This is a genomic window from Streptomyces sp. NPDC002104 (genome assembly GCF_053593795.1).
Map to the genome: position 1 here is coordinate 86403 of NZ_JBSFDF010000006.1, position 19602 is coordinate 106004.

At 71.6% G+C, this 19602-nt stretch carries 18 protein-coding genes; 8 read left to right on the forward strand and 10 right to left on the reverse strand.

Features of this window, described 5'->3' with window-relative positions; all coding sequences use genetic code 11:
- Positions 1 to 53: 53 nt before the first annotated feature.
- The 5 genes from ACWCP2_RS07600 to ACWCP2_RS07620 all read right to left on the reverse strand — a co-directional run bounded on the left by ACWCP2_RS07600 (position 54) and on the right by ACWCP2_RS07620 (position 4447).
- Positions 54 to 944, reverse strand: a complete 891-nt coding sequence (locus ACWCP2_RS07600; protein ID WP_450907788.1) for a glycine betaine ABC transporter substrate-binding protein — start codon at positions 942 to 944, stop codon at positions 54 to 56.
- A gap of 156 nt (positions 945 to 1100) precedes the next feature.
- A complete protein-coding gene (locus tag ACWCP2_RS07605; RefSeq protein WP_450907660.1) occupies positions 1101 to 1967 on the reverse strand; it encodes an ABC transporter permease in 867 nt (288 codons plus the stop codon).
- A complete protein-coding gene (locus ACWCP2_RS07610; RefSeq protein ID WP_450907789.1) occupies positions 1964 to 3193 on the reverse strand; it encodes a betaine/proline/choline family ABC transporter ATP-binding protein in 1230 nt (409 codons plus the stop codon). The genes ACWCP2_RS07605 and ACWCP2_RS07610 overlap by 4 nt, the downstream gene beginning before the upstream one ends.
- 82 nt (positions 3194 to 3275) lie before the next feature.
- The gene (locus ACWCP2_RS07615; RefSeq protein WP_450907661.1) at positions 3276 to 3923 is read right to left on the reverse strand and encodes an ABC transporter permease; all 648 of its coding nucleotides are present in this window, start codon (positions 3921 to 3923) and stop codon (positions 3276 to 3278) included.
- A 53-nt stretch (positions 3924 to 3976) separates the two neighbouring features.
- Positions 3977 to 4447, reverse strand: coding sequence for an Lrp/AsnC family transcriptional regulator (locus tag ACWCP2_RS07620; RefSeq protein ID WP_112448141.1), 471 nt, complete (start codon positions 4445 to 4447; stop codon positions 3977 to 3979).
- Between the two features lie 133 nt (positions 4448 to 4580).
- Here ACWCP2_RS07620 and hppD point away from each other — a divergent pair, with 133 nt between their 5' ends.
- On the forward strand, positions 4581 to 5732 hold the full coding sequence (gene hppD / locus ACWCP2_RS07625) for a 4-hydroxyphenylpyruvate dioxygenase (RefSeq protein ID WP_450907662.1): 1152 nt from the start codon (positions 4581 to 4583) through the stop codon (positions 5730 to 5732).
- A 129-nt stretch (positions 5733 to 5861) separates the two neighbouring features.
- Here hppD and ACWCP2_RS07630 read toward each other — a convergent pair whose 3' ends face one another.
- A complete protein-coding gene (locus ACWCP2_RS07630) occupies positions 5862 to 7355 on the reverse strand; it encodes a tetratricopeptide repeat protein (protein WP_450907663.1) in 1494 nt (497 codons plus the stop codon).
- Positions 7356 to 7451: 96 nt separating this feature from the next.
- Between ACWCP2_RS07630 and ACWCP2_RS07635 the strand changes: the two genes are divergently transcribed.
- On the forward strand, positions 7452 to 8846 hold the full coding sequence (locus ACWCP2_RS07635; protein WP_450907664.1) for an FAD-binding oxidoreductase: 1395 nt from the start codon (positions 7452 to 7454) through the stop codon (positions 8844 to 8846).
- Between the two features lie 74 nt (positions 8847 to 8920).
- Here the strand turns inward: ACWCP2_RS07635 and ACWCP2_RS07640 are convergent, their stop codons facing one another.
- Positions 8921 to 9400, reverse strand: a complete 480-nt coding sequence (locus tag ACWCP2_RS07640; RefSeq protein ID WP_450907665.1) for an SsgA family sporulation/cell division regulator — start codon at positions 9398 to 9400, stop codon at positions 8921 to 8923.
- Between the two features lie 359 nt (positions 9401 to 9759).
- Between ACWCP2_RS07640 and ACWCP2_RS07645 the strand changes: the two genes are divergently transcribed.
- Both ACWCP2_RS07645 and ACWCP2_RS07650 read left to right on the forward strand, forming a co-directional pair.
- Positions 9760 to 11481: an RDD family protein gene (locus ACWCP2_RS07645; RefSeq protein ID WP_450907666.1), complete on the forward strand. Its 1722-nt coding sequence runs from the start codon at positions 9760 to 9762 to the stop codon at positions 11479 to 11481.
- Between the two features lie 88 nt (positions 11482 to 11569).
- Positions 11570 to 12337, forward strand: a complete 768-nt coding sequence (locus tag ACWCP2_RS07650; protein ID WP_450907667.1) for an RDD family protein — start codon at positions 11570 to 11572, stop codon at positions 12335 to 12337.
- Positions 12338 to 12409: 72 nt separating this feature from the next.
- On the opposite strand, the gene ACWCP2_RS07655 is transcribed toward ACWCP2_RS07650, so the two are convergent.
- A complete protein-coding gene (locus ACWCP2_RS07655; protein ID WP_450907668.1) occupies positions 12410 to 12703 on the reverse strand; it encodes a hypothetical protein in 294 nt (97 codons plus the stop codon).
- Between the two features lie 513 nt (positions 12704 to 13216).
- Here ACWCP2_RS07655 and ACWCP2_RS07660 point away from each other — a divergent pair.
- Both ACWCP2_RS07660 and ACWCP2_RS07665 read left to right on the forward strand, forming a co-directional pair.
- On the forward strand, positions 13217 to 15622 hold the full coding sequence (locus ACWCP2_RS07660) for an immune inhibitor A domain-containing protein (protein ID WP_450907669.1): 2406 nt from the start codon (positions 13217 to 13219) through the stop codon (positions 15620 to 15622).
- A gap of 111 nt (positions 15623 to 15733) precedes the next feature.
- Positions 15734 to 16090, forward strand: a complete 357-nt coding sequence (locus ACWCP2_RS07665) for a hypothetical protein (protein WP_450907670.1) — start codon at positions 15734 to 15736, stop codon at positions 16088 to 16090.
- An 81-nt stretch (positions 16091 to 16171) separates the two neighbouring features.
- Here ACWCP2_RS07665 and ACWCP2_RS07670 read toward each other — a convergent pair whose 3' ends face one another.
- Together ACWCP2_RS07670 and ACWCP2_RS07675 are read right to left on the reverse strand one after the other, a co-directional pair.
- Positions 16172 to 16771, reverse strand: coding sequence for an isochorismatase family protein (locus ACWCP2_RS07670; protein ID WP_450907671.1), 600 nt, complete (start codon positions 16769 to 16771; stop codon positions 16172 to 16174).
- A 224-nt stretch (positions 16772 to 16995) separates the two neighbouring features.
- On the reverse strand, positions 16996 to 18324 hold the full coding sequence (locus ACWCP2_RS07675; protein ID WP_450907672.1) for a nicotinate phosphoribosyltransferase: 1329 nt from the start codon (positions 18322 to 18324) through the stop codon (positions 16996 to 16998).
- Positions 18325 to 18405: 81 nt separating this feature from the next.
- Between ACWCP2_RS07675 and clpS the strand changes: the two genes are divergently transcribed.
- Together clpS and ACWCP2_RS07685 are read left to right on the forward strand one after the other, a co-directional pair.
- On the forward strand, positions 18406 to 18720 hold the full coding sequence (gene clpS / locus ACWCP2_RS07680) for an ATP-dependent Clp protease adapter ClpS (RefSeq protein WP_450907673.1): 315 nt from the start codon (positions 18406 to 18408) through the stop codon (positions 18718 to 18720).
- On the forward strand, positions 18720 to 19334 hold the full coding sequence (locus tag ACWCP2_RS07685; protein WP_450907674.1) for a DUF2017 domain-containing protein: 615 nt from the start codon (positions 18720 to 18722) through the stop codon (positions 19332 to 19334). Before clpS ends, ACWCP2_RS07685 begins: the two co-directional genes overlap by 1 nt.
- The last annotated feature ends 268 nt before the right edge of the window (positions 19335 to 19602 follow it).

Sequence of the window (19602 nt, forward strand, 5' to 3'; positions counted from 1 at the left end):
GGATTTCTTTGCAACTACTTCTTTGCATCCGTTCCTTTGGAACTCGCCCCGGCTCAGCCCTCCTTGATGAACCCCTCCTCGATCAGCCAGTCCTTCGCCACCTCGTGCGGGTCCTGCCCCTCCACGTCCACCAGCGCGTTGAGCCGCTGCGCCGTCTCTGTCGTCAGCCGCTTCGACAGGGGGTCCAGGAGGCCGGCGATCGCCGGGTACTTCTCCAGGGTCTTCGCGTGCAGCTCCGGCGCCGCGTTGTAGTTGGGGAAGAAGTGCCGGTCGTCGGCGAGGGTGTCCAGGTCCATGGCCCTGATCCGGCCGTCCGTGGTGAAGGCCTCGCCCAGCAGGCAGGAATCGGACTTCGACACCTGGGTGTAGATGATCCCTGCGTCCATCTTCATGACGTTGCCCGCCGGGATCTTCATCCCGTACGCCTTCTCCATCCCGGGCAGCCCGTCCTCGCGCGAGGCGAACTCGTTCTCCACGCAGACCGTGACCGCCTTGGGGTCGCGCTGCGACAGCGCCGCCACGTCGGACATGGTCTTCAGCTTGTACTTGGCGTTGTTCTTCTTGCTGATGGCCAGCGTGTAGGTGTTGTTGAGCGTGGACGGCGGCAGCCACGCCACGCCGTTCTTCACGTCCGCGTCCCGCACCGCCTTCCACTGCGCGTACGGGTCCGTGATCGGCTTGTCGTTGCCCAGGTAGGTGATCCACGCCGTGCCCGTGTACTCGTACATGGCGTCCGCGTCGCCCTGGATGATCGCCTCGCGGGCGCTGATCGAGCCGGGGAGGTTGGTGCGGTCGAGGACCTCCGCGCCGGCCGCCTTGAAGATCAGGCCGATCATCTGGCCGAGCACGATGTTCTCGCTGAAGTTCTTCGAAGTGACCGTGAGCGAGGCGCCCTTGAGGGGCAGCCCCTGCCCGACCGAGCCCGGTACGACGTCGTCCACCATCGGGGACCCGCTCTTGAGCCCGCAGCCCGCGAGCGCCAGCACGGGCAGCAGGGCCGCACAGGCCGCCGCGGCCGTCCGTACGGCGAGCCGGGGGGAATGGGAGTGGGAGGGGGAGTGGGAGGGGGAGTGGGAGGGGGAGTGGGAGAGCCTGGCCATCTACGCCTCCAGCCCGCGCGGGGTCAGGACCGTCTCGGCCAGTGAGGCCAGCCAGTCCACGAACAGCGCCAGCGCCACCGTCAGCACCGAGCCCAGCACCAGCACCGGCATCCGCTGCGTCTGGATCCCGGAGGTGATCAGGTCGCCGAGGCCCCCGCCGCCGCCGAAGGTGGCCAGGGTCGCGGTGCCGACGTTGAGGACGAGGGCCGTCCGTACGCCCGCCAGGATCAGCGGGACGGCCAGCGGCAGTTCCACCTTCATCAGGGTTCCCATCGAGGACATCCCGATGCCGCGCGAGGCCTCCACCAGCTGCGGGTCGATCCCGCGCAGCCCCGCGACCGTGTTGGACAGCACGGGCAGGACGGCGTAGGCGACCATGCCGATGATCGCCGTCGAGGGGCCGATGCCGAGCCAGATGACGAGCAGGGCCAGCAGGCCGATGGCCGGGGTGGCCTGCCCGATGTTGGCGATCGCGGTGACCAGCGGGGCCGCCCGGCGCAGGCCGCGGCGGGTCAGGGCGATGCCGAGCGGAATCGCGATGATCAGCACCCAGAAGGTGGAGATCGCGGTGAGCTGGACGTGCTGCCACAGCCGGAGCTCGACGTTGCCGTCCTTGAGGGAGTTCTCGGCGATCGTGTCCAGGGTGGCGTTGGTGATCCACAGGTACGTGGCCAGCAGCACCAGCGCCAGCACGATCGGCAGGGTCACCAGCCGGCCCCAGGTCAGCCGGCTTCCCGGCCGGGGCGGCGCGATCGAGGCCATGACGTCCTCGGCGGGCTCGGGTTCCCCCGGGTCCCGGAAGACGTGCCCCTTCAGCTCGTGCTCGCCGGGCGGGCGTTCGGGGGAGACCGGGTTGCGCGGGCTCATGAGCGCTCCGAGCCGTCCCGGGGCCCCGCATCGTCCCGGAGCCCCTCCAGGTCCCGCTCGACGCGGTGGTGGCGCAGCTCCTCCAGGTCGTGGGCGTGCTCGGCGGCCGTCAGCCGGTCGGCCTCCAGCATCTCGTGCACGGAGTTCATCAGGGTCTCCATGTCCACGACGCCGATGTACTCGCCGCGCCGCCCGGTGACGGCCACCCGGCCGCCGCTGTCGGTCAGTACGGCCTCCAGGGCGTCGTGCAGGGTCGCGTCCCGGGTCACCGTGTCGTGCACGAGCTGGCCGGCCCGGGCGAGGGAGCCCTTGGCGCGCATCAGGTCGCCGCGGCGCAGCCACTTGTACGGGCGGCCGCGCCGGTCCAGCATCAGGAGCTCGTTGACCTGGCCGGCGCGCAGGGTGTTGAAGATCTTCTGGAGCGGGTCGTCCACGGAGACGGTCGGGAACTCGGCGATCTCCACGTCCCGCACCCGGGTGAGGTTGAGCCGCTTGAGGGCCGCGCCGGCGCCGACGAACCCGGAGACGAAGTCGTCGGCGGGGTTGGTGAGGATCGCCTCGGGGGTGTCGAACTGCGCGATGTGCGAGCGCTCGCGCAGGACGGCGATCCGGTCGCCCAGCTTGATGGCCTCGTCGAAGTCGTGCGTGACGAAGACGATGGTCTTGTGCAGCTCGTGCTGGAGCCGGATCAGCTCGTCCTGGAGGTGGTCGCGGGTGATGGGGTCCACGGCGCCGAAGGGCTCGTCCATGAGCAGGACGGGCGGGTCGGCGGCGAGCGCCCGGGCCACGCCCACGCGCTGCTGCTGGCCGCCGGAGAGCTGGCGCGGATAGCGGCCGTGGAACTCGCGCGGATCCAGCCCGACGAGGTCGAGCATCTCCTCCACCCGGTCCTTCACCCGGGACTTGGACCAGCCGGTCATCTTCGGGACGAGGGCGATGTTCTCGGCGACGGTCATGTGCGGGAAGAGCCCGGAGGACTGGATCGCGTACCCGATCTTGCGCCGGAGCTTGACCGGGTCCATGTCGGTGACGTCCTCGTCGCCGATGCGGATCCGGCCGGAGGTGGGCTCGATCAGCCGGTTGATCATCTTGAGGGTGGTGGACTTCCCGCAGCCGGAGGGGCCGACGAAGACCACCAGCTCGCCCGCCTTGATCTCCATCGAGACGTCGTCGACGGAGGGGTTGGGGTTGCCGGGGTAGCGCTTGGTGAGGTTCTCCAGCTCGATGGTGGCGCCGGAGGTGGTGGGGGCCGCGGCCGGCCGCGGACTCGCCTCCGGCTGCGTGCTCGTGGTCGGCGCGGGCGTCGGCTCAGACACGGATTCCCCTCGGGATGGTGAGACGGCCGAGCAGGACGTAGGCGGCGTCGAAGAGCAGGGCGAGGATGACGACGCCGAGGGTCCCCGCCAGGACCTGGTTGATGGCGTTGGCGCTGCCGAGCGAGGCGATCCCGCGGAAGATCTCGTTGCCCAGGCCCGGCCCGGAGGCGTAGGCGGCGATGGCCGCGATGCCCATCAGCATCTGCGTGGAGACCCGGATGCCCGTCAGGATCGGCGGCCAGGCGAGCGGCAGCTCCACCTTCAGCAGCTGGGCGCTGCGCGACATCCCGATGCCCTTCGCCGCATCGACCAGGGCCGGGTCCACCCCGCGCAGCCCCACGATGGAGTTGCGGACGATGGGCAGCAGTCCGTACAGGGTCAGGGCGATCACGGTCGGCGCGACGCCGAGGCCGACGATCGGGATCAGCAGGCCGATCATGGCCAGGGAGGGGACGGTCAGCACCGTGGAGGTGGAGGTGACCGCGAGGTTCCCGGCCCAGCCGCTGCGGTAGGTGAGGACGCCGATGGCGACGCCGAGGGCGGTCGCGATCACCATGCACTGGAAGACGGCGCTGGCGTGCTGGAAGGCGTCGGTCAGGAGCTGCTGGTGGCGGTTGGACAGGTAGGTCCAGAAACTCACGCCGCGTCACCCCATCCGTCGTTGCCGCACGTCAGTGGTCAGTGGTTCAGTCGTCAGTCGTCCTCGGCCGCCTGTTCGACCAGGGGAATGATCCGCAAGGGTACGGGATTTTCCATAACAATCGCCGTCGAAGCCCTCACGATCCCATCAAACGCGACAACTCGGTCGATCACCCGCTGGAGATCCGCGTTGGACCGGGCCACGAGCCGGCACAGCATGTCTCCGTGCCCGGTCGTCGTGTGCAGCTCCAGCACCTCCGGCACCCCGTCCAAGTGGGCCCGTACGTCCGCCCCTTGGCCCTGCTTGATCTCCAGCGTGGCGAAGGCCGTGACCGGGTACCCCAGGGCCGCCGGATCCACCTGCGGACCGAAGCCCCGGATGACTCCGTTCGACTGAAGCCGGTCCAGCCGGGCCTGCGCCGTACCGCGCGCCACGCCGAGCCGGCGCGAGACCTCCAGCACCCCGATCCGGGGCTCGCGGGCGAGCAGCACGATGAGCCGGCCGTCGAGTTCGTCGATTCCCATGGCTGCCTCCGGGGCGGTCGGTCGGTGGTCATAGTGCACAGATATTCCAGCCATGGTGGGCCAGGACTGGTCAGTCTGTACAGCGGAAACGGAAACTATTGCGCAGCTTGTGGAACGGCGGGAGTCTGCCGTCATGACTGAGACCCAGCCGCTCGACACCGCACCGCGCACCGCCGCCAAGGCCGATCCCTTCCCCGTCAAGGGCATGGACGCGGTCGTCTTCGCCGTGGGCAACGCCAAGCAGGCCGCGCACTACTACTCGACCGCCTTCGGCATGAAGCTCGTCGCCTACTCCGGACCGGAGAACGGCACGCGCGAAACGGCCAGCTACGTCCTGACCAACGGCGCCGCGCGGTTCGTCCTCACCTCGGTCATCAAGGCCTCCACCGACCGCGGCCGCTTCCTCGCCGAGCACGTCGCCGAACACGGCGACGGCGTCGTCGACCTGGCGATCGAGGTCCCGGACGTGAAGGCGGCCTACGCCTACGCCGTCGAGCACGGCGCGCGCGGCCTGGACGAGCCGTACGAGCTCACCGACGAGCACGGCACGGTCCGCCTCGCGGCGATCGCCACCTATGGCCAGACCCGCCACACCCTGGTCGAGCGCGGCGACTACACCGGCCCCTACCTGCCCGGCTTCGTCTCCGTCGCCCCGATGGTCGAGCCCCCGGCCAAGCGCACCTTCCAGGCCATCGACCACTGCGTGGGCAACGTCGAGCTCGGCCGGATGAACGAGTGGGTGGCGTTCTACAACAAGGTCATGGGCTTCACGAACATGAAGGAGTTCGTGGGCGACGACATCGCGACCGAGTACTCGGCGCTGATGTCGAAGGTCGTCGCGGACGGCACCCTGAAGGTGAAGTTCCCGATCAACGAGCCGGCGATCGCGAAGAAGAAGTCGCAGATCGACGAGTACCTGGAGTTCTACGGCGGCGCGGGCGTCCAGCACATCGCGCTCGCGACGAACGACATCGTCCGCACGGTGCGGGCGATGCGGGCGGCGGGCGTGGAGTTCCTGAACACCCCGGACTCCTACTACGACACCCTCGGCGAGTGGGCGGGCGAGACCCGGGTCCCCGTCGAGATCCTGCGCGAGCTGAAGATCCTCGTCGACCGCGACGAGGACGGCTACCTGCTGCAGATCTTCACGAAGCCGGTCCAGGACCGCCCGACGGTCTTCTTCGAGATGATCGAGCGGCACGGCTCGATGGGCTTCGGCAAGGGCAACTTCAAGGCCCTGTTCGAGGCGATCGAGCGGGAGCAGGAGAAGCGGGGCAACCTCTAACGGGTTGCGCCAACCGCCCCCCCCGCGGCCCCACTGCCGGGGCTCCGCCCCAGGACCCCGCCGACTGGGGCGGCGCCCCGGACGGCTCCGGGCGGAGCCCCGGTTCCGGGAAGGGGCGGGGCGGTGGTCCTACGGCTTCGGCTTCGGCTTGGGGGACGGCTTGGCCGCCTTCGGGAGTTCCGGGGCCACCCACGGGGTGGTGGGCTGCATGTTCTCCGGGCCGCCCGCCGGGGGCTTGCCGATCGAGGCCAGGGCCTCCTTCGCCAGGGGCGCCCGCACCGGGGAGAACTTCGGGTTCGTCCGCATCGCCTCCTCCAGGTGCCGCCGCGCCCCCGCCTCGTCGCCCAGGCCGCGCTCGATCACCGCCCGGTGGTACGAGAACTCCGCGAGCCGCAAACCCTGCTCCGTGGCCTTCTTCGCGTACTCCAGCGCCGCCGTGTCGTCGCCCGTCTTGTGCAGCGCCCATCCCAGCGCGTCCGCCACCGGCAGGCTCTTGTGCCGGGCCCACTCCGCCGTGAGGCGCCGTACCGCCGCCGAGGGATCGCCGTGGTCCGCCTCGAAGCGGCCCAGGAGCAGCTCCTCGTTCACCCCGCTCCGGGCGGCCTGCGCCGCGATCCCGCCGTACACCGCCCGCGCCTCCTCGCCCCGGCCCAGCGACTCCAGCAGTTCGCCCAGCTCCAGCGACAGCGCCGGCACCGCCGCCCGGCCCAGCGCGAGGCGGTAGTCCCGTACGGCCTCACCGCCGCGGCCCAGCGCCGCCAGCACCCGCGCCCGCCCGCCCAGCGCCGCCGCCTGGCCCGGATCGGTGCGCAGCGCGGCCTCGTACTGCTTCAGCGCCTCCGCGTCGTCCCCGCGCTCCCAGGCCAGCTCCCCGAGGCGGAACAGCACGTACGCCTTCTCCGCCGGGGCCTTCGCCGCGCCGCCCGCGTGCTCCATGGACATGGCCGCGTCCTCGCGCCAGCCTCGGTCCCGGTAGACCTGCGAGGCCTTCATGAAGGCCGCCAGCCCCGGCCGCAGGTCCACCAGGCGCTCCATCGCCTTCTCCGCCGCCTTGTAGTCCCCGAGACCGCCGTACGCGTCGACGAGCACCGGGTACGCCGTCCACCGCTTCGGCGCCTGCGCCCGTACGAGCTCGCCCCACTTCTTCCCGGTCCCGAAGTCCCGCCGGGCGTTGGCCAGCGTGCCCATGCCCGTCATCGCGTCGAAGTTGCCCTTCTCGGCCGGGCGCAGCTCCAGCGAGCGCTTCAGGGCGGCCTCCGCCTTCGGGTACCAGGCGGGATCGGCCGTCCGCCGCACCTGCTCCAGGTACGCCGATCCCAGCACCGCCCACGAGCCCTCGTCGTCCGGGTGCTCCGCGACCCACTTCTCCCGGTCCGCGACCAGCGCCGACAGGTCCACCGCCGCCACCGGCGCACCCATGCCGACGGCCGCGCGGGCCCGTTCGCTGGGCCCCGGCGGGCGCGCGTCGTCGCCCGTGCGGGCCGGGCGGATCAGCAGGGCTCCGGCGATCAGGACCACCATGGCCGCCGCCGCCACGAGCGTCTTGCGGCCGGTGAAGGTCACGGGCGGAGCAGCCTGCTGCCGCCTCTCCTGGGAGACGGATGCGTCGCGCATAGGGTCCATGGGGTCACTGTGCGTCAATATGAAGAGTTCGCCGAGGTGTCCGAAGAGCGTCGCGGCCGTGTTCACACCGATGGCCCCGGCTGTCACGCTGGCACCATGGCTGATGACGTTTCACGCGAGCTCCACGAGCCGCTGCACGAGCGGCTCCTCGAGGGCCTCCCGCCCGAGGCCGTGCTCACCGACCCCCAGGTGACCGCCTCCTACGCCACCGACATGGCCAGCTTCTGCGCCGCCGGCACCCCGGCCGCCGTGGTGCTGCCCCGGACCGTCGAACAGGTCCAGCACGTCCTGCGCACCGCCCACGCGCTCCGCGTCCCCGTGGTCCCCCAGGGGGCCCGCACGGGCCTGTCGGGCGCGGCCAACGCCTCCGACGGCTGCATCGTGCTGTCCCTCGTGAAGATGGACCGGATCCTGGAGATCGACACCGTCGACCGGATCGCCGTCGTCGAACCGGGCGTCGTCAACGCCGTCCTCTCGCGCGCCGTGGCCGAGCGCGGACTGCACTACCCGCCGGACCCCTCCAGCTGGGAGCAGTGCACCATCGGCGGGAACATCGGCACCGCCGCCGGCGGTCTGTGCTGCGTCAAGTACGGGGTCACCGCCGAGTACGTCCTCGGCCTCGACGTGGTCCTCGCCGACGGCCGGCTCCTGCAGACCGGCCGGCGCACCGCCAAGGGCGTCGCCGGGTACGACCTCACCCGCCTCTTCGTCGGCTCCGAAGGCAGCCTCGGCGTCGTCGTCCGGGCCGTCCTCGCCCTGCGCCCGGCCCCGCCCCGCCAGCTCGCGCTCGCCGCCGAGTTCCCCTCCGCCGCGGCCGCCTGCGAAGCCGTCTGCGCCGTCATGGAGGCCGGTCTGACGCCCTCGCTGCTCGAGCTGATGGACCGTACGACCGTCCGCGCCGTCAACGCCCTGGGCAAGATGGGTCTGCCCGAGACCACCGAGGCCCTGCTGCTCGCCGCCTTCGACACCCCGCACGCGCCCGAGGACCTGGCCGCCGTGGGCGAGCTGTGCACCGCCGCCGGGGCGAGCGCCGTCGTACCGGCCGAGGACGCCGCGGAGTCCGAACTGCTGCTCCAGGCGCGCCGGATGGCCCTGCCCGCCCTGGAGGCCCTGCGGCCCGCGACGATGATCGACGACGTGTGCGTACCGCGCACCCGGCTCGCCGAGATGCTGGACGGGACCGCCGCCATCGCCCGTACGCACGACCTGCTCATCGGGGTCTGCGCGCACGCCGGCGACGGGAACACCCACCCCATCGTCTGCTTCGATCCCGCCGACGAGGACGAGACCCGGCGGGCCCGGGCCTCCTTCGAGGAGATCATGGCGCTGGGCCTCGAACTGGGCGGAACCATCACGGGGGAACACGGGGTCGGCGTCCTGAAGAAGGACTGGCTCGCCCGCGAACTCGGCCCGGTGGGACTGGAGATGCAGCGCGCGGTCAAGCACGCCTTCGACCCGGAGGGGCTGCTCAACCCGGGCAAACTGTTCTGAGCCGGAGCTCACCGTGTCAGAGCTCCCCGCCACGGCTCGCCCTGCCACGGCTCCGCCTGTCACACCTCGCCCTGTCACACCTCGCCGTCCGCGGACTCGTCCGACGGCCACGGGTCGCGCATCCACAGCTCGTCGGCCGGTGTCGGGGCGAGCAGCTCGGCCAGCGCCGCGTCCAGGCCGAGCCGGTCGGCCTCGGTGCCCGGCGGCACGATCCGCAGGGTGCGCTCCAGCCAGGCCGACACCGACACGGCGGGGGCCTCCAGCAGGGCGTCGCCGTCGGGGGAGCTGAGCGCCATGCACAGGACGGCCTGCTGGCCGACCTTCGTGGGCCAGATCCGCACGTCGCCGTGGCCGCACGGCCGGAACACCCCCTCGACCAGCAGCTCGCGGGCGAAGGTCCAGTTGACCGGGGTGCTGGAGCCGGTGTGGAAGGTGATGTGCACGGCGTACGGGTCGTCGGTCAGGTACAGCAGGCGGGCCGGGACGGGCACGCTGCGCTCGGGGGACAGGACCAGCTTCAGTTCCAGCTCGCGCTCGACGACGGGGTGCTGCATGGCGGCCTCACTTCGGTACGGGGTACGTGTGCGGGTGGTGCGCGGGGCCGTGGAGCGGCCCCCCACCCGCAGAGAGCGCCGAAGTGCCCGGGTATGACGCGAGTTCGCGAGGCACATCGAGGAATGGCCGAAATCTATCGGCTGACCGAATTCTTCCGTACGGGACCGCGCGTACGTCTGCGTACGTCTGCGTTCGACTCTGTTCGCCTGCGTTCGCCTGCGTTCGCCTGCGTTCGCCTGCGTTCGTGGACGTTCCCCCGAACGCTTGGATTCTCCCGTTACCGGACCTGTCGGGGGGCGGTTCTTGGCTATGGTCCACCCCTGCAAGAAGCCTCAAGCCACGATCGGAGTTGGGGACATTGACGGCCTCCCCTGGTGACGGCGAGCACGCGGCCCGCGAGGGCTACTACCCCGATCCGTCCATCCCCGGGTACGTCAGGTTCTGGAACGGCCTGAACTGGGTTCCCGGTACGAGCCGCCCCGCGGCCCCTGCCGACGAGACGGGTCCCGTGTTCCTCGACCAGACGGGCATGAGCGAGGCGCTGCGCGAGCCGGAACGCCGGCCGACGCCGCGGCACGCCCCGGCCCCGGCACCCGTACCGGCACCGGCCCCCGCGTCCTGGCCGGAACCCGCGGGCTCCGTGGCGGCTCCGGCCGCGCGGTCCGGGGTGGAGTCGTGGGCGGAGTCCGCGTCGCGGTCGGACTTCGCGCCCTGGCCGGAGGCCGGGGCCGCGGACCCGGCCTCCGGTTACGAGTCGGGACACGCATCCGGAGCGGACCCGGCCTCCGAGCCCGGGTCCGCGTCGCCGTCGGTGTCCGCGGAATGGCAGGCCGACCCGCTCCACCAGTCCGGGTTCGGCGGGCCGCGCGACAGCCGGGTGTCCTGGGGCCACGGGGAGGAGGCGGAGGAGGCCGCCGCCCGCCCCGGCGGGATCTCCCTGGCCCGTACGCCGCTGCCGGCCCCCACTGCGCACCGGGCGCCGGCACCGCTGCAGGCCCAGGCGCAGGCCCACGCGCAGGAAGCAGCAGCCTTCCAGGCCCAGGCGCGGGCACACCGCTCGGCCCAGGCGCAGGCACCGGATCACCGCTCGGCGCAGGCCCATGCACCGGCGCAGGCCCAGGCGCATGCGCACCCCCAGGCGCCCGCCCAGGCCCAGGTGTCGCCCCAGGCGCACCGCCTGGCCCAGGCCCAGGCCCACCGCTCGGCGCAGGCGCCGGCCCGGCAGGCGGGGGAGGCCCCCGTGCCGGCCGCCCTGCCCGCGCAGGCGTCCGGGTCCGCCGCCCCGGGCGGGCTCGGCATCCTGTCCGCGCCCTCCCCGGTCGCGGCGCAGGCCGCCGCCGCGGTCCCGGCCCCCGCCCCCGTGCGGCCCGGCGACCCGGAGCCCGAGCCGGCGGAGCGCGTGCGGTCCGCGCAGCGCCGGGCCCCGGCGGTCGCGGCGGAGCCCGCCGGGCGGGTGTCCCCGGTGGAGCAGGCCGATGCCGCGGAGCGGGCCGGGTCCCCCGTGCCCCCGGCCCCGGCCCAGGCCCAGGCCCAGGCCCAGGCCCCGGCCCCGGCCCCTGCTCCGCGTCCCGGAGGGACGGGGCGCGCGGTGTTCGAGCGGATGGCGGAGCGTGCCGTGCGCCCCGCCGGGCTCGTGCGCCGCGCGACCGCCCGGCTGCTGGACTCCCTCGTGTACGCCGCCGTCGCGACCGGGGCGGCGCTGCCCCTCGTACCGGGGACGACCGCGCACCTCCAGGCCAAGGTCGACGCCGCCCGGGCGGGCGGCCGGACCACCACCGTGTGGCTGCTCGACGGGACCACCGCGGGCTCGCTGGGCCTCGTCCTCGGCGCCGTCCTCCTCTTCGGCGTCCTCTACGAAGCCCTGCCCACGGCCCGTTGGGGCCGCACCCCCGGCAAGAAGCTGCTCGGCGTACGGGTCCTGGCCACCGCCACGCTGCGCCCGCCCCGCTTCGGCGCCGCGCTGCGCCGCTGGCTCGTGTACGCGCTCCTCGGGCTCCCGGGGGCCCTGTGGGCCCTCGCGGACCGTCAGCGGCGCCGGACCCTCCACGACCGCGCCGCACGCACGTACGTGGCCCGCTAGGGGGCCTCCCGGGCCCTGCGCACCGCGTCGTCCCCCGAATGGACGCGTCCCCGTTGCGGGTCGCTCCGGGCCGGGTTCGACTCGGGCCATGAGCACCGACCAGCCGCCGCCGGGCCAGCCGCCCGAGGACGACCCGTTCCTCAAGAAGCCCCAGGAACCGACGCCTCCGCCGTCGGGTGGTTCGCCGTACGGTTCACCGCCCGCAGGCGCCGGCGGAGTCTTCCCGCCGCCCCCGCCCGGAGGCGGAGGGGGCTACCCGCCCCCGCCCCCGCCCGGGGGAGGCGGCTACCCGCCCCCGCCGCCCCCGTACGGCGGCGGCAACGACCCGTACGGCGGTGGGGGCGGCGGCTACGGCATGCCCGACCCGCTCGCCGGGATGCCGCCGCTCGCCGACTTCGGCAAGCGGCTGGCCGCCCGCGTCATCGACCTGCTGATCATCGCCGTGCCGCTGTTCGTCATCCAGCTGTTCGCCGGTGACCGCAACCGCTACACGGTGAAGACGAACGAGGGCGAGGACGTCACCGAGGTCATCACCAAGTCCTACAGCGGCAGCGGACTGGTCATGACGCTGATCTCGATCGTCGCCTACGTGGGCTACGACTGGTGGTTCGTCAAGAAGAACGGCCAGACCCTCGGCAAGAAGTGGATGGGTCTGCGCGTCGCGATGCTCAACGACGGCAGCGTCCCGCAGTCCAACGCCGCCCTCGCCCGGTCCGCCGTGCTCTGGCTGCCGACGCTGATCTGCTGCTTCTGCCTGTGGCCGATCGCGCTCGTCATTTCGATGGTCGTCGACAAGCCCTACAAGCAGGGTCTGCACGACAAGGTCGCCAAGACCGTGGTGGTCCAGGCCACCTAGCAGTACCCGGTCCGGCGTGCGCGGGCGGTCTCCCCACGGGGGAGGCCGCCCGCGCCGCGCTGCGGCGTCGCGTCAGTGGTGCACGGGATGTTCGACGGGGGCAGGCGCCGGCGCCGGGGCTTGGGCGGGAGTCGCGGCCGGGGCGCCCGCGGTGACGGTGGTCCTCGTACGGGTCGCCGCGTGCCGCCCGCGCCGGCGGGGCAGCGGAACGGTGAGGGCGACGAGGACCCCGAGGGCGAGGGCGGCGGCGGAGATGACCGCGATGCCGAGTCCCGTGCTCGTCTGCGAGAGCAGCAGCATGGCGATCGTCGAGACGATGACGGTGGCGGACCCGTAGGCGAGCTGTGCGGCAGTCGGACGCGGCATGGCGATATCCGTCCTCGAAGCGGGAGGGGGAGTCGGCTCGGCCAGTGCTGGCGCCGAGTGACTCTACGACGGTGGATGCCCGAGCGGAACTGTCGGTAAGCGTGACCTCACTCATGCGGGGGGAGGCAGCGGAGCACAGGGGGCGCACGGGGAGCACCGCTGGGGTCCTGGAGGCGGGAAGGGGCGGGCGGGACCGGTGGGGTTCGATGGGGAACCGGCGATGGCCGGACGAGACCGGACGAGGTCGGACGAGGGTCCGCCGAGGGTCCGCCGAGGGTCCGGCGGGGGTCCGGTGGGGGTCAGAAGTACCGTTCGTCCCCTATGGCAGCCGAACGTCCGAATAGCGGAACTCGGTGACCGCATAGTGCAGTTGTAAGGAACAAGTCAAGGTCTGTCTTTTCTCGCGTCTCTCCGGTCAAATGTCGTCACTTGAGACGCGCGCCGCACGGAACCCCCCACTCCTACGGAGAAGTTCCGCACCACTTCGCGGCCGCGGGAGGGGAACGACATCAAGTGACCAGCAACTCGGCCAGACGACGAGCGCTGCGCGCCGCCGCAATCGGCGTGACCCTGGCAGCGACGGCGGCCACCGGCGCCGCCTTCACGATGGCCACGGCAGACCCGGGTGCGAAGGTGTCCGCCGCGGACCGCCAGGACCCGACCGCTCCTTCGAAGGAGCAGGTCAATCACAACCTCGAAGGCCCGTTCAGCAAGCAGCAGGAGCAGGCCCGCAAGGCTGCCCTGGAGCAGGTGCTGAACGGCAAGAAGGGCGTCGAGCAGCGGGGCGCCTCCAAGGTCGTCAAGCTCGCCGACAAGAAGTACGTCGAGCTCGGCCGCGAGAAGACCGACAAGATCTTCACGATCCTCGTCGACTTCGGTGACCAGGTGGACAACACCACCACGTTCGACCCGGACGGCCCCGGCCCCAAGCCGCCGGTGCCCAAGTACGGCGGCGAGCCGGGCCCGCTGCACAACCAGATCGCCAAGCCCGACCGCACCACGAACAACAGCACGGCCTGGCGCAAGGACTTCAACCGCGCGTACTTCCAGGACCTGTACTTCGGTACCGGCACCGGCAAGAACTCGCTGAAGACCTACTACGAGAAGACCTCCTCGGGCCGCTACTCGGTCGAGGGCGAGGTGGCCGACTGGGTCAAGATCCCGTACAACGAGGCCCGTTACGGCTCGAACTACTGCGGTCAGACCAACTGCGCCAACGTCTGGGACACGGTCAAGGACGGCGTGACCGCCTGGGCCGCGGCCCAGAAGAAGGCCGGGAAGACCGACGCCCAGATCAAGGCGCAGCTGGCCCAGTACGACCAGTGGGACCGCTACGACTTCGACGGCGACGGCAACTTCAACGAGCCCGACGGCTACATCGACCACTTCCAGATCGTCCACGCGGGCGAGGACGAGTCGGCCGGCGGCGGCGTTCAGGGCACCAACGCCCTGTGGGCCCACCGCTGGTACGCCTACGGCACTGAGGCCGGCAAGAGCGGCCCGGCCAACAACAAGGCCGGCGGCACCCAGATCGGCAACTCCGGCATCTGGGTCGGCGACTACACGATGCAGCCCGAGAACGGCGGCCTCGGCGTCTTCGCGCACGAGTACGGCCACGACCTGGGCCTCCCGGACCTCTACGACACCTCCGGTGGCGGCGAGAACTCGGTCGGTTTCTGGTCCCTGATGTCGGCCGGCTCCTGGCTCGGCAACGGCAAGGACTCCATAGGCGACCTCCCGGGCGACATGACCGCCTGGGACAAGTTCCAGCTGGGCTGGCTGAACTACGACAAGGCCAAGGCCGCGACGCAGTCCACCCACAAGCTGGGCGTCTCGGAGTACAACACCAAGGACAAGCAGGCGCTCGTCGTCGAGCTGCCGAAGAAGAAGGTCACCACCGACATCGTCGCTCCCGCCGAGGGCGCGTCGCAGTGGTGGAGCAACATGGGTGACGACCTCAAGAACACCCTCACCCGCTCGGTCGACCTGACCGGCAAGTCCTCCGCGGCCCTGTCGCTCAAGGGCTGGTGGGACATCGAGGCGGAGTACGACTTCCTGTACACCGAGGTCTCCACCGACGGTGGCGCCACCTGGACCGCGCTCGCCGGCACCGCCGACGGCGTGGCCATCCCGGTCGACGCCTCCAACAGCCCGTCGCTCACCGGCGTCTCGGGCGGCTGGAAGAACCTGGCCTACTCGCTGAACGCGTACGCCGGCAAGAAGATCGACCTCCGCTTCCGCTACCAGACGGACGGCGGCGCGGGCGGCAAGGGCTTCACGGGTGACGCCCTCGCCATCACGGCGGACGGTGCCACGGTCTTCACCGACGGTGCCGAGAACGGCGACAACGGCTGGACCGGCAAGGGCTTCTCCCGCGTCGGCTCCGGTTTCACCAAGGAGTACGCCCAGTACTACCTGGCCGAGAACCGCCGCTACGTCTCGTACGACAAGACCCTCAAGGTCGGTCCGTACAACTTCGGCTTCGCCAACACGAAGCCGAACTGGGTCGAGCACTACGCCTACCAGGACGGCCTCCTGATCTGGCAGTGGGACACCTCCCAGAAGGACAACAACACCAGCCAGCACCCCGGCTCCGGTCTGATCCTTCCGATCGACGCCAACGCCAAGCCGATGAAGTGGTCGGACGGCACCCTGCTGCGCAACAAGATCCAGCCGTACGACGCCGCCTTCAGCGCGTACAAGACGGACGCGATCACCCTGCACAAGAACGGCCAGGAGCTCTTCCTGAAGCCCAAGCCCGCGCAGCTCGTCTTCGACGACCACAAGGGCAAGTACTTCTACGACGAGAACCCGACCGGCTCGGTGAAGACCACTGACACCAACACCAAGATCAAGATCGTGAAGGAGACCTACGACGGTCTCGTCATGACGGTCGAGGTCGGCCCGTCCGTCAAGTAATTCAGTAAAACCGCAGGTCAAAACATGATCGGCCGTCGCCCTCTAGCGGGCGGCGGCCGATCGCGTTTAGATGCGTGGGCTGAGTTTCTTATTGACGGGGGAGATGAAGACATGCCCGGTGGAGGTTTCGTCCGATTGCCAGGCGGCAGCGTGGTCGTCGCGCTCACGCTGCCCAGACCGTCCGTGGAGGGCGCCGTCGGCGCCGTCAAGAGCGGCATCACGAGCGGCCTCGCAGGGGCCGCCGACGGTGGGAACGTCCGCGTGCTGGTGCACGCGGTGAACCGGGCCCGCGCCCTGACCAGGCTGCGGAACCTCGGACTGCGCGCCGTCTACCTGCGCGGGAACGCGCAGCCGCCCACCCCGGACGAGATCACGGCCGTCCTGCACCACCCCGACGGCCTGCTGTGGCGCTCCGCCCCCGACCGGGCGGCGGAGCTGTGGCACCCGATCAGGGCCCTGCTGGGGTGACCGGAGCGGGCCCTGCGGGGCCCTGCGCGGCCTCACGGGGGCCCGACGGGGGCCTTACGGCGTGCGCACGGGGCCCGGGTGTCAGCCGGCCACCACGGGCGTCCCGCTCAGCTCCACTCCGGCTTCCCGGAGCTCGGCCAGCGCACGGGTCGTGGTGTGCGGGGCCACGCCGGCCGTCAGGTCCAGCAGTACGTGCGTACGGAACCCCGCGCGGGCCGCGTCCAGGGCGGTCGCCTTCACACAGTGGTCGGTGGCGATGCCGACCACGTCGACCTCGGTGACCTCCCGGTCGCGCAGCCACTGCGTGAGCCCGAGGCCGTTCTCGTCCGCCCCCTCGAAACCGCTGTACGCGGCCTCGTAGGCCCCCTTGTCGAAGACGGCGGCGACGGCCCCCGAGGCGACCGCGGGCGCGAAGTTCGGATGGAAGCCCACGCCCTCGGTCCCGGCGACGCAGTGCACCGGCCAGGAGGTCTCGTAGTCCGGCCGGGCCGGGGGGTGCGCGAAGTGGGACCCGGGGTCGATGTGGTGGTCGCGGGTGGCGACGACGTGCCGGTAGCCGGCGGTGGCCTGGCCGATGAGCTCGGTGATGGCGGCGGCGACGTCGGCCCCGCCGGTGACCGCGAGGCTGCCGCCCTCGCAGAAGTCGTTCTGTACGTCGACGACGATCAGTGCGCGGTGCATGTCCGGTGCCCTTCGGTTGGCTGGTGTGGTCCTGCGTGCGGCGGCGGGGGCCCTGCGGGGCCTTTCCCCCACCCCGCCCCTTCCCGAAACTGGGGGCTCCGCCCCCAGCCCCCGCTTCTCCAGCCGTCCGGCGTGCGAGGACCGGGTCCGGGCGGAGCCCGGGGAACGGTGGAAGGGTGGGTGGGGGACAGCCCCGCAGGGCCGCCCCCGCCCCGTCCCCGGCGCTACGCGTACTCGGTCGGGATCACGGCCTCGCCCCGCGAGAGCTGTGTCGCGGACAGCGGCAGCCCCGCAAGCGCCTCGCGGTGGCGGGCCCGGGCCGTCTCCAGCGACTCGCGGGCCACGACCTCGCCGCCCTTGACCAGCTCCACCAGCAGCTGCGAGTCGGCCAGCGCGGCCGGCACCGGCCCGGTCCCGAGGACCTCCGCCTCGGCGATCCCCTCGGAGTCCGCCCGGCGGGCCGCCCACTTGCGCCCGCCGACGGAGGTCTTGCCGCCCGAGGACTTCTTCGCCACCGAGACGAGCGGCGCCTTCACGTCCGCCGACGCGGCCCGCGCCACCAGCTTGTAGACCATCGAGCACGTCGGGTGCCCGCTGCCCGTCACCAGCTGGGTGCCGACCCCGTACGCGTCCACCGGGGCGGCGGCCAGCGAGGCGATCGCGTACTCGTCCAGGTCGGAGGTCACCACGATCTTCGTCTCCGTGGCCCCCAGCTCGTCGAGCTGCTGGCGCACCCGGTGCGCGACCAGCAGCAGGTCCCCGGAGTCGATGCGGACGGCGCCCAGGCCCGTTCCGGCGACCTCCACGGCCGTCCGGACCGCCTCCGCCACGTCGTAGGTGTCCACCAGCAGGGTGGTTCCGCCGCCGAGCGAGGCGACCTGGGCGGTGAAGGCGTCCCGCTCGCTGTCGTGCAGCAGGGTGAAGGCGTGGGCGCTCGTACCGACCGTCGGGATCCCGTACCGGAATCCGGCCGCCAGGTCCGAGGTGGAGGTGAATCCGCCGACGTACGCGGCGCGCGCCGAGGCGACGGCCGCCAGTTCGTGCGTGCGCCGGGCGCCCATCTCGATCAGCGGCCGGCCGCCGGCGGCCGAGGCCATCCGGGAGGCGGCCGCGGCGATCGCGGAGTCGTGGTTGAGGATCGACAGGATCACGGTCTCCAGCAGCACGCACTCGGCGAAGCTGCCCTCGACGCGCAGGACCGGGGAGCCGGGGAAGTAGACCTCGCCCTCCGGGTAGCCCCAGATGTCGCCCGAGAAGCGGTACGAGGCGAGCCAGTCTAGGGTGCGGGCGTCGACGACGCCGCGCTCGCGCAGGAACTCCAGTACGGCGCCGTCGAAGCGGAAGTTCTCCACCGCGTCGAGCACCCGGCCGGTCCCCGCGATCACTCCGTAGCGGCGCCCCTCGGGGAGCCTGCGGGTGAACACCTCGAAGACCGAGCGGCGGTCGGCCGTGCCGCTGGCCAGCGCGGCCTGCAGCATCGTGAGCTCGTAATGGTCCGTGAAGAGCGCTGTCGACGGCACGTCCACCGGCAGGCCCAGGTCCGCAGGGTTCATACGACGGATGCTAGCGCACATCTCGTCAAAGTGACGAGATGTAGGGGCCCGTTTGTGCGACGGGCCCCCGTCAGTGGCAGCATGGGACAAGTGAGTGTTGCTCCCATTGAGATCGAACGCACCGAATCGGCCGAAGAGACCTTCGTGGTCCCCGAACCCGACGTCCCGTGGGTGACCCTGGTGCACAACGACCCGGTCAACCTCATGAGCTACGTGACGTACGTGTTCCAGGCCTACTTCGGCTATTCCAAGGACAAGGCGAACAAGCTGATGATGGACGTCCACCACAAGGGTCGGGCGGTCGTCTCCAGCGGCAGCCGCGAGGAGATGGAACGGGACGTGCAGGCCATGCACGGCTACGGCCTCTGGGCGACCATGTCCCAGGACCGCACCTGATGGGCGGCGTCTTCGAGCCCCTGAAGGCCGGCGGGGCGGCCATCGCGCTGGACGAGATCGAGATCTCGATCCTGCGCTCCCTGGCCGTGCAGCTGCTGGAACTCATCGGCCCCGGCGAACCGGAGCCCGAACCGGACGCCGACCCGCTGGCCGCGCTCTTCGCCGCCTCCGACGGCCCGACCGAGCCCCCCTCCGACCCGGCCCTGGCCCGGCTCTTCCCCGACGCCTACGGCGGCCCGGAGACCCCGGCGAACGCCGACACGGAGGAGCTGCGGGCCCACTCGGCCGAGTTCCGCCGCTTCACCGAGAACGACCTGCGCACCCGCAAGCGCGAGGACGCGCTGGCCGTCGTGCGCAGCCTGGACGGGCTGAGCCCCGGCGGCGACGGCGCGGCCGTCCTGGAGGTCGACGGGGAGCTGCGGCTGCGCTGGCTGGGCGCCCTGAACGACCTGCGGCTCACCATTGCGGCCCGCCTCGACATCACGGAGGACGACGAGAGCGCGGTGCTGTTCCGGCTGCCGGACGACGATCCGCGCAAGCCGATGGTGATGGCGTACCTGTGGCTCGGCGGTCTCCAGGAGACCCTCATCGAGACGCTCGCCGGGACCCTCTGACCCCGCCCTCCTCCGAGGGGCCTCGAACCCGTCCGCCGTTCGCTCAGCGGACGCTCAAATCCGGATAACGATCAGATCACCACGATGTGGTGATCTGATCCATTTCAGGACCTCTGTCCTGATTTTTTTATGCCCTGCGTCACATTTTCTCCCCTCGGGCACCCGTAAGCACGTGATAAATCTTCACGACGCCGACGGGGCGCCACCCATGCCCCCCGGCCTGCTTGAACCGGCTGACCGCCGGCGTGCAACTCCATCCGTATCCGGG

Excerpts from the sequence above, each read along its gene's own strand:
- clpS (WP_450907673.1), top strand. The coding sequence starts at position 18,406 with ATGGGACAAGTGAGTGTTGCTCCCATTGAGATCGAACGCACCGAATCG.
- ACWCP2_RS07665 (WP_450907670.1), top strand. The coding sequence starts at position 15,734 with ATGCCCGGTGGAGGTTTCGTCCGATTGCCAGGCGGCAGCGTGGTCGTC.
- ACWCP2_RS07635 (WP_450907664.1), top strand. The coding sequence starts at position 7,452 with ATGGCTGATGACGTTTCACGCGAGCTCCACGAGCCGCTGCACGAGCGG.
- ACWCP2_RS07630 (WP_450907663.1), bottom strand. The coding sequence starts at position 7,355 with ATGGACCCTATGCGCGACGCATCCGTCTCCCAGGAGAGGCGGCAGCAG.
- ACWCP2_RS07685 (WP_450907674.1), top strand. The coding sequence starts at position 18,720 with ATGGGCGGCGTCTTCGAGCCCCTGAAGGCCGGCGGGGCGGCCATCGCG.
- ACWCP2_RS07640 (WP_450907665.1), bottom strand. The coding sequence starts at position 9,400 with ATGCAGCACCCCGTCGTCGAGCGCGAGCTGGAACTGAAGCTGGTCCTG.
- hppD (WP_450907662.1), top strand. The coding sequence starts at position 4,581 with ATGACTGAGACCCAGCCGCTCGACACCGCACCGCGCACCGCCGCCAAG.
- ACWCP2_RS07620 (WP_112448141.1), bottom strand. The coding sequence starts at position 4,447 with ATGGGAATCGACGAACTCGACGGCCGGCTCATCGTGCTGCTCGCCCGC.
- ACWCP2_RS07670 (WP_450907671.1), bottom strand. The coding sequence starts at position 16,771 with ATGCACCGCGCACTGATCGTCGTCGACGTACAGAACGACTTCTGCGAG.
- ACWCP2_RS07675 (WP_450907672.1), bottom strand. The coding sequence starts at position 18,324 with ATGAACCCTGCGGACCTGGGCCTGCCGGTGGACGTGCCGTCGACAGCG.
- ACWCP2_RS07655 (WP_450907668.1), bottom strand. The coding sequence starts at position 12,703 with ATGCCGCGTCCGACTGCCGCACAGCTCGCCTACGGGTCCGCCACCGTC.
- ACWCP2_RS07650 (WP_450907667.1), top strand. The coding sequence starts at position 11,570 with ATGAGCACCGACCAGCCGCCGCCGGGCCAGCCGCCCGAGGACGACCCG.
- ACWCP2_RS07600 (WP_450907788.1), bottom strand. The coding sequence starts at position 944 with ATGGTGGACGACGTCGTACCGGGCTCGGTCGGGCAGGGGCTGCCCCTC.
- ACWCP2_RS07605 (WP_450907660.1), bottom strand. The coding sequence starts at position 1,967 with ATGAGCCCGCGCAACCCGGTCTCCCCCGAACGCCCGCCCGGCGAGCAC.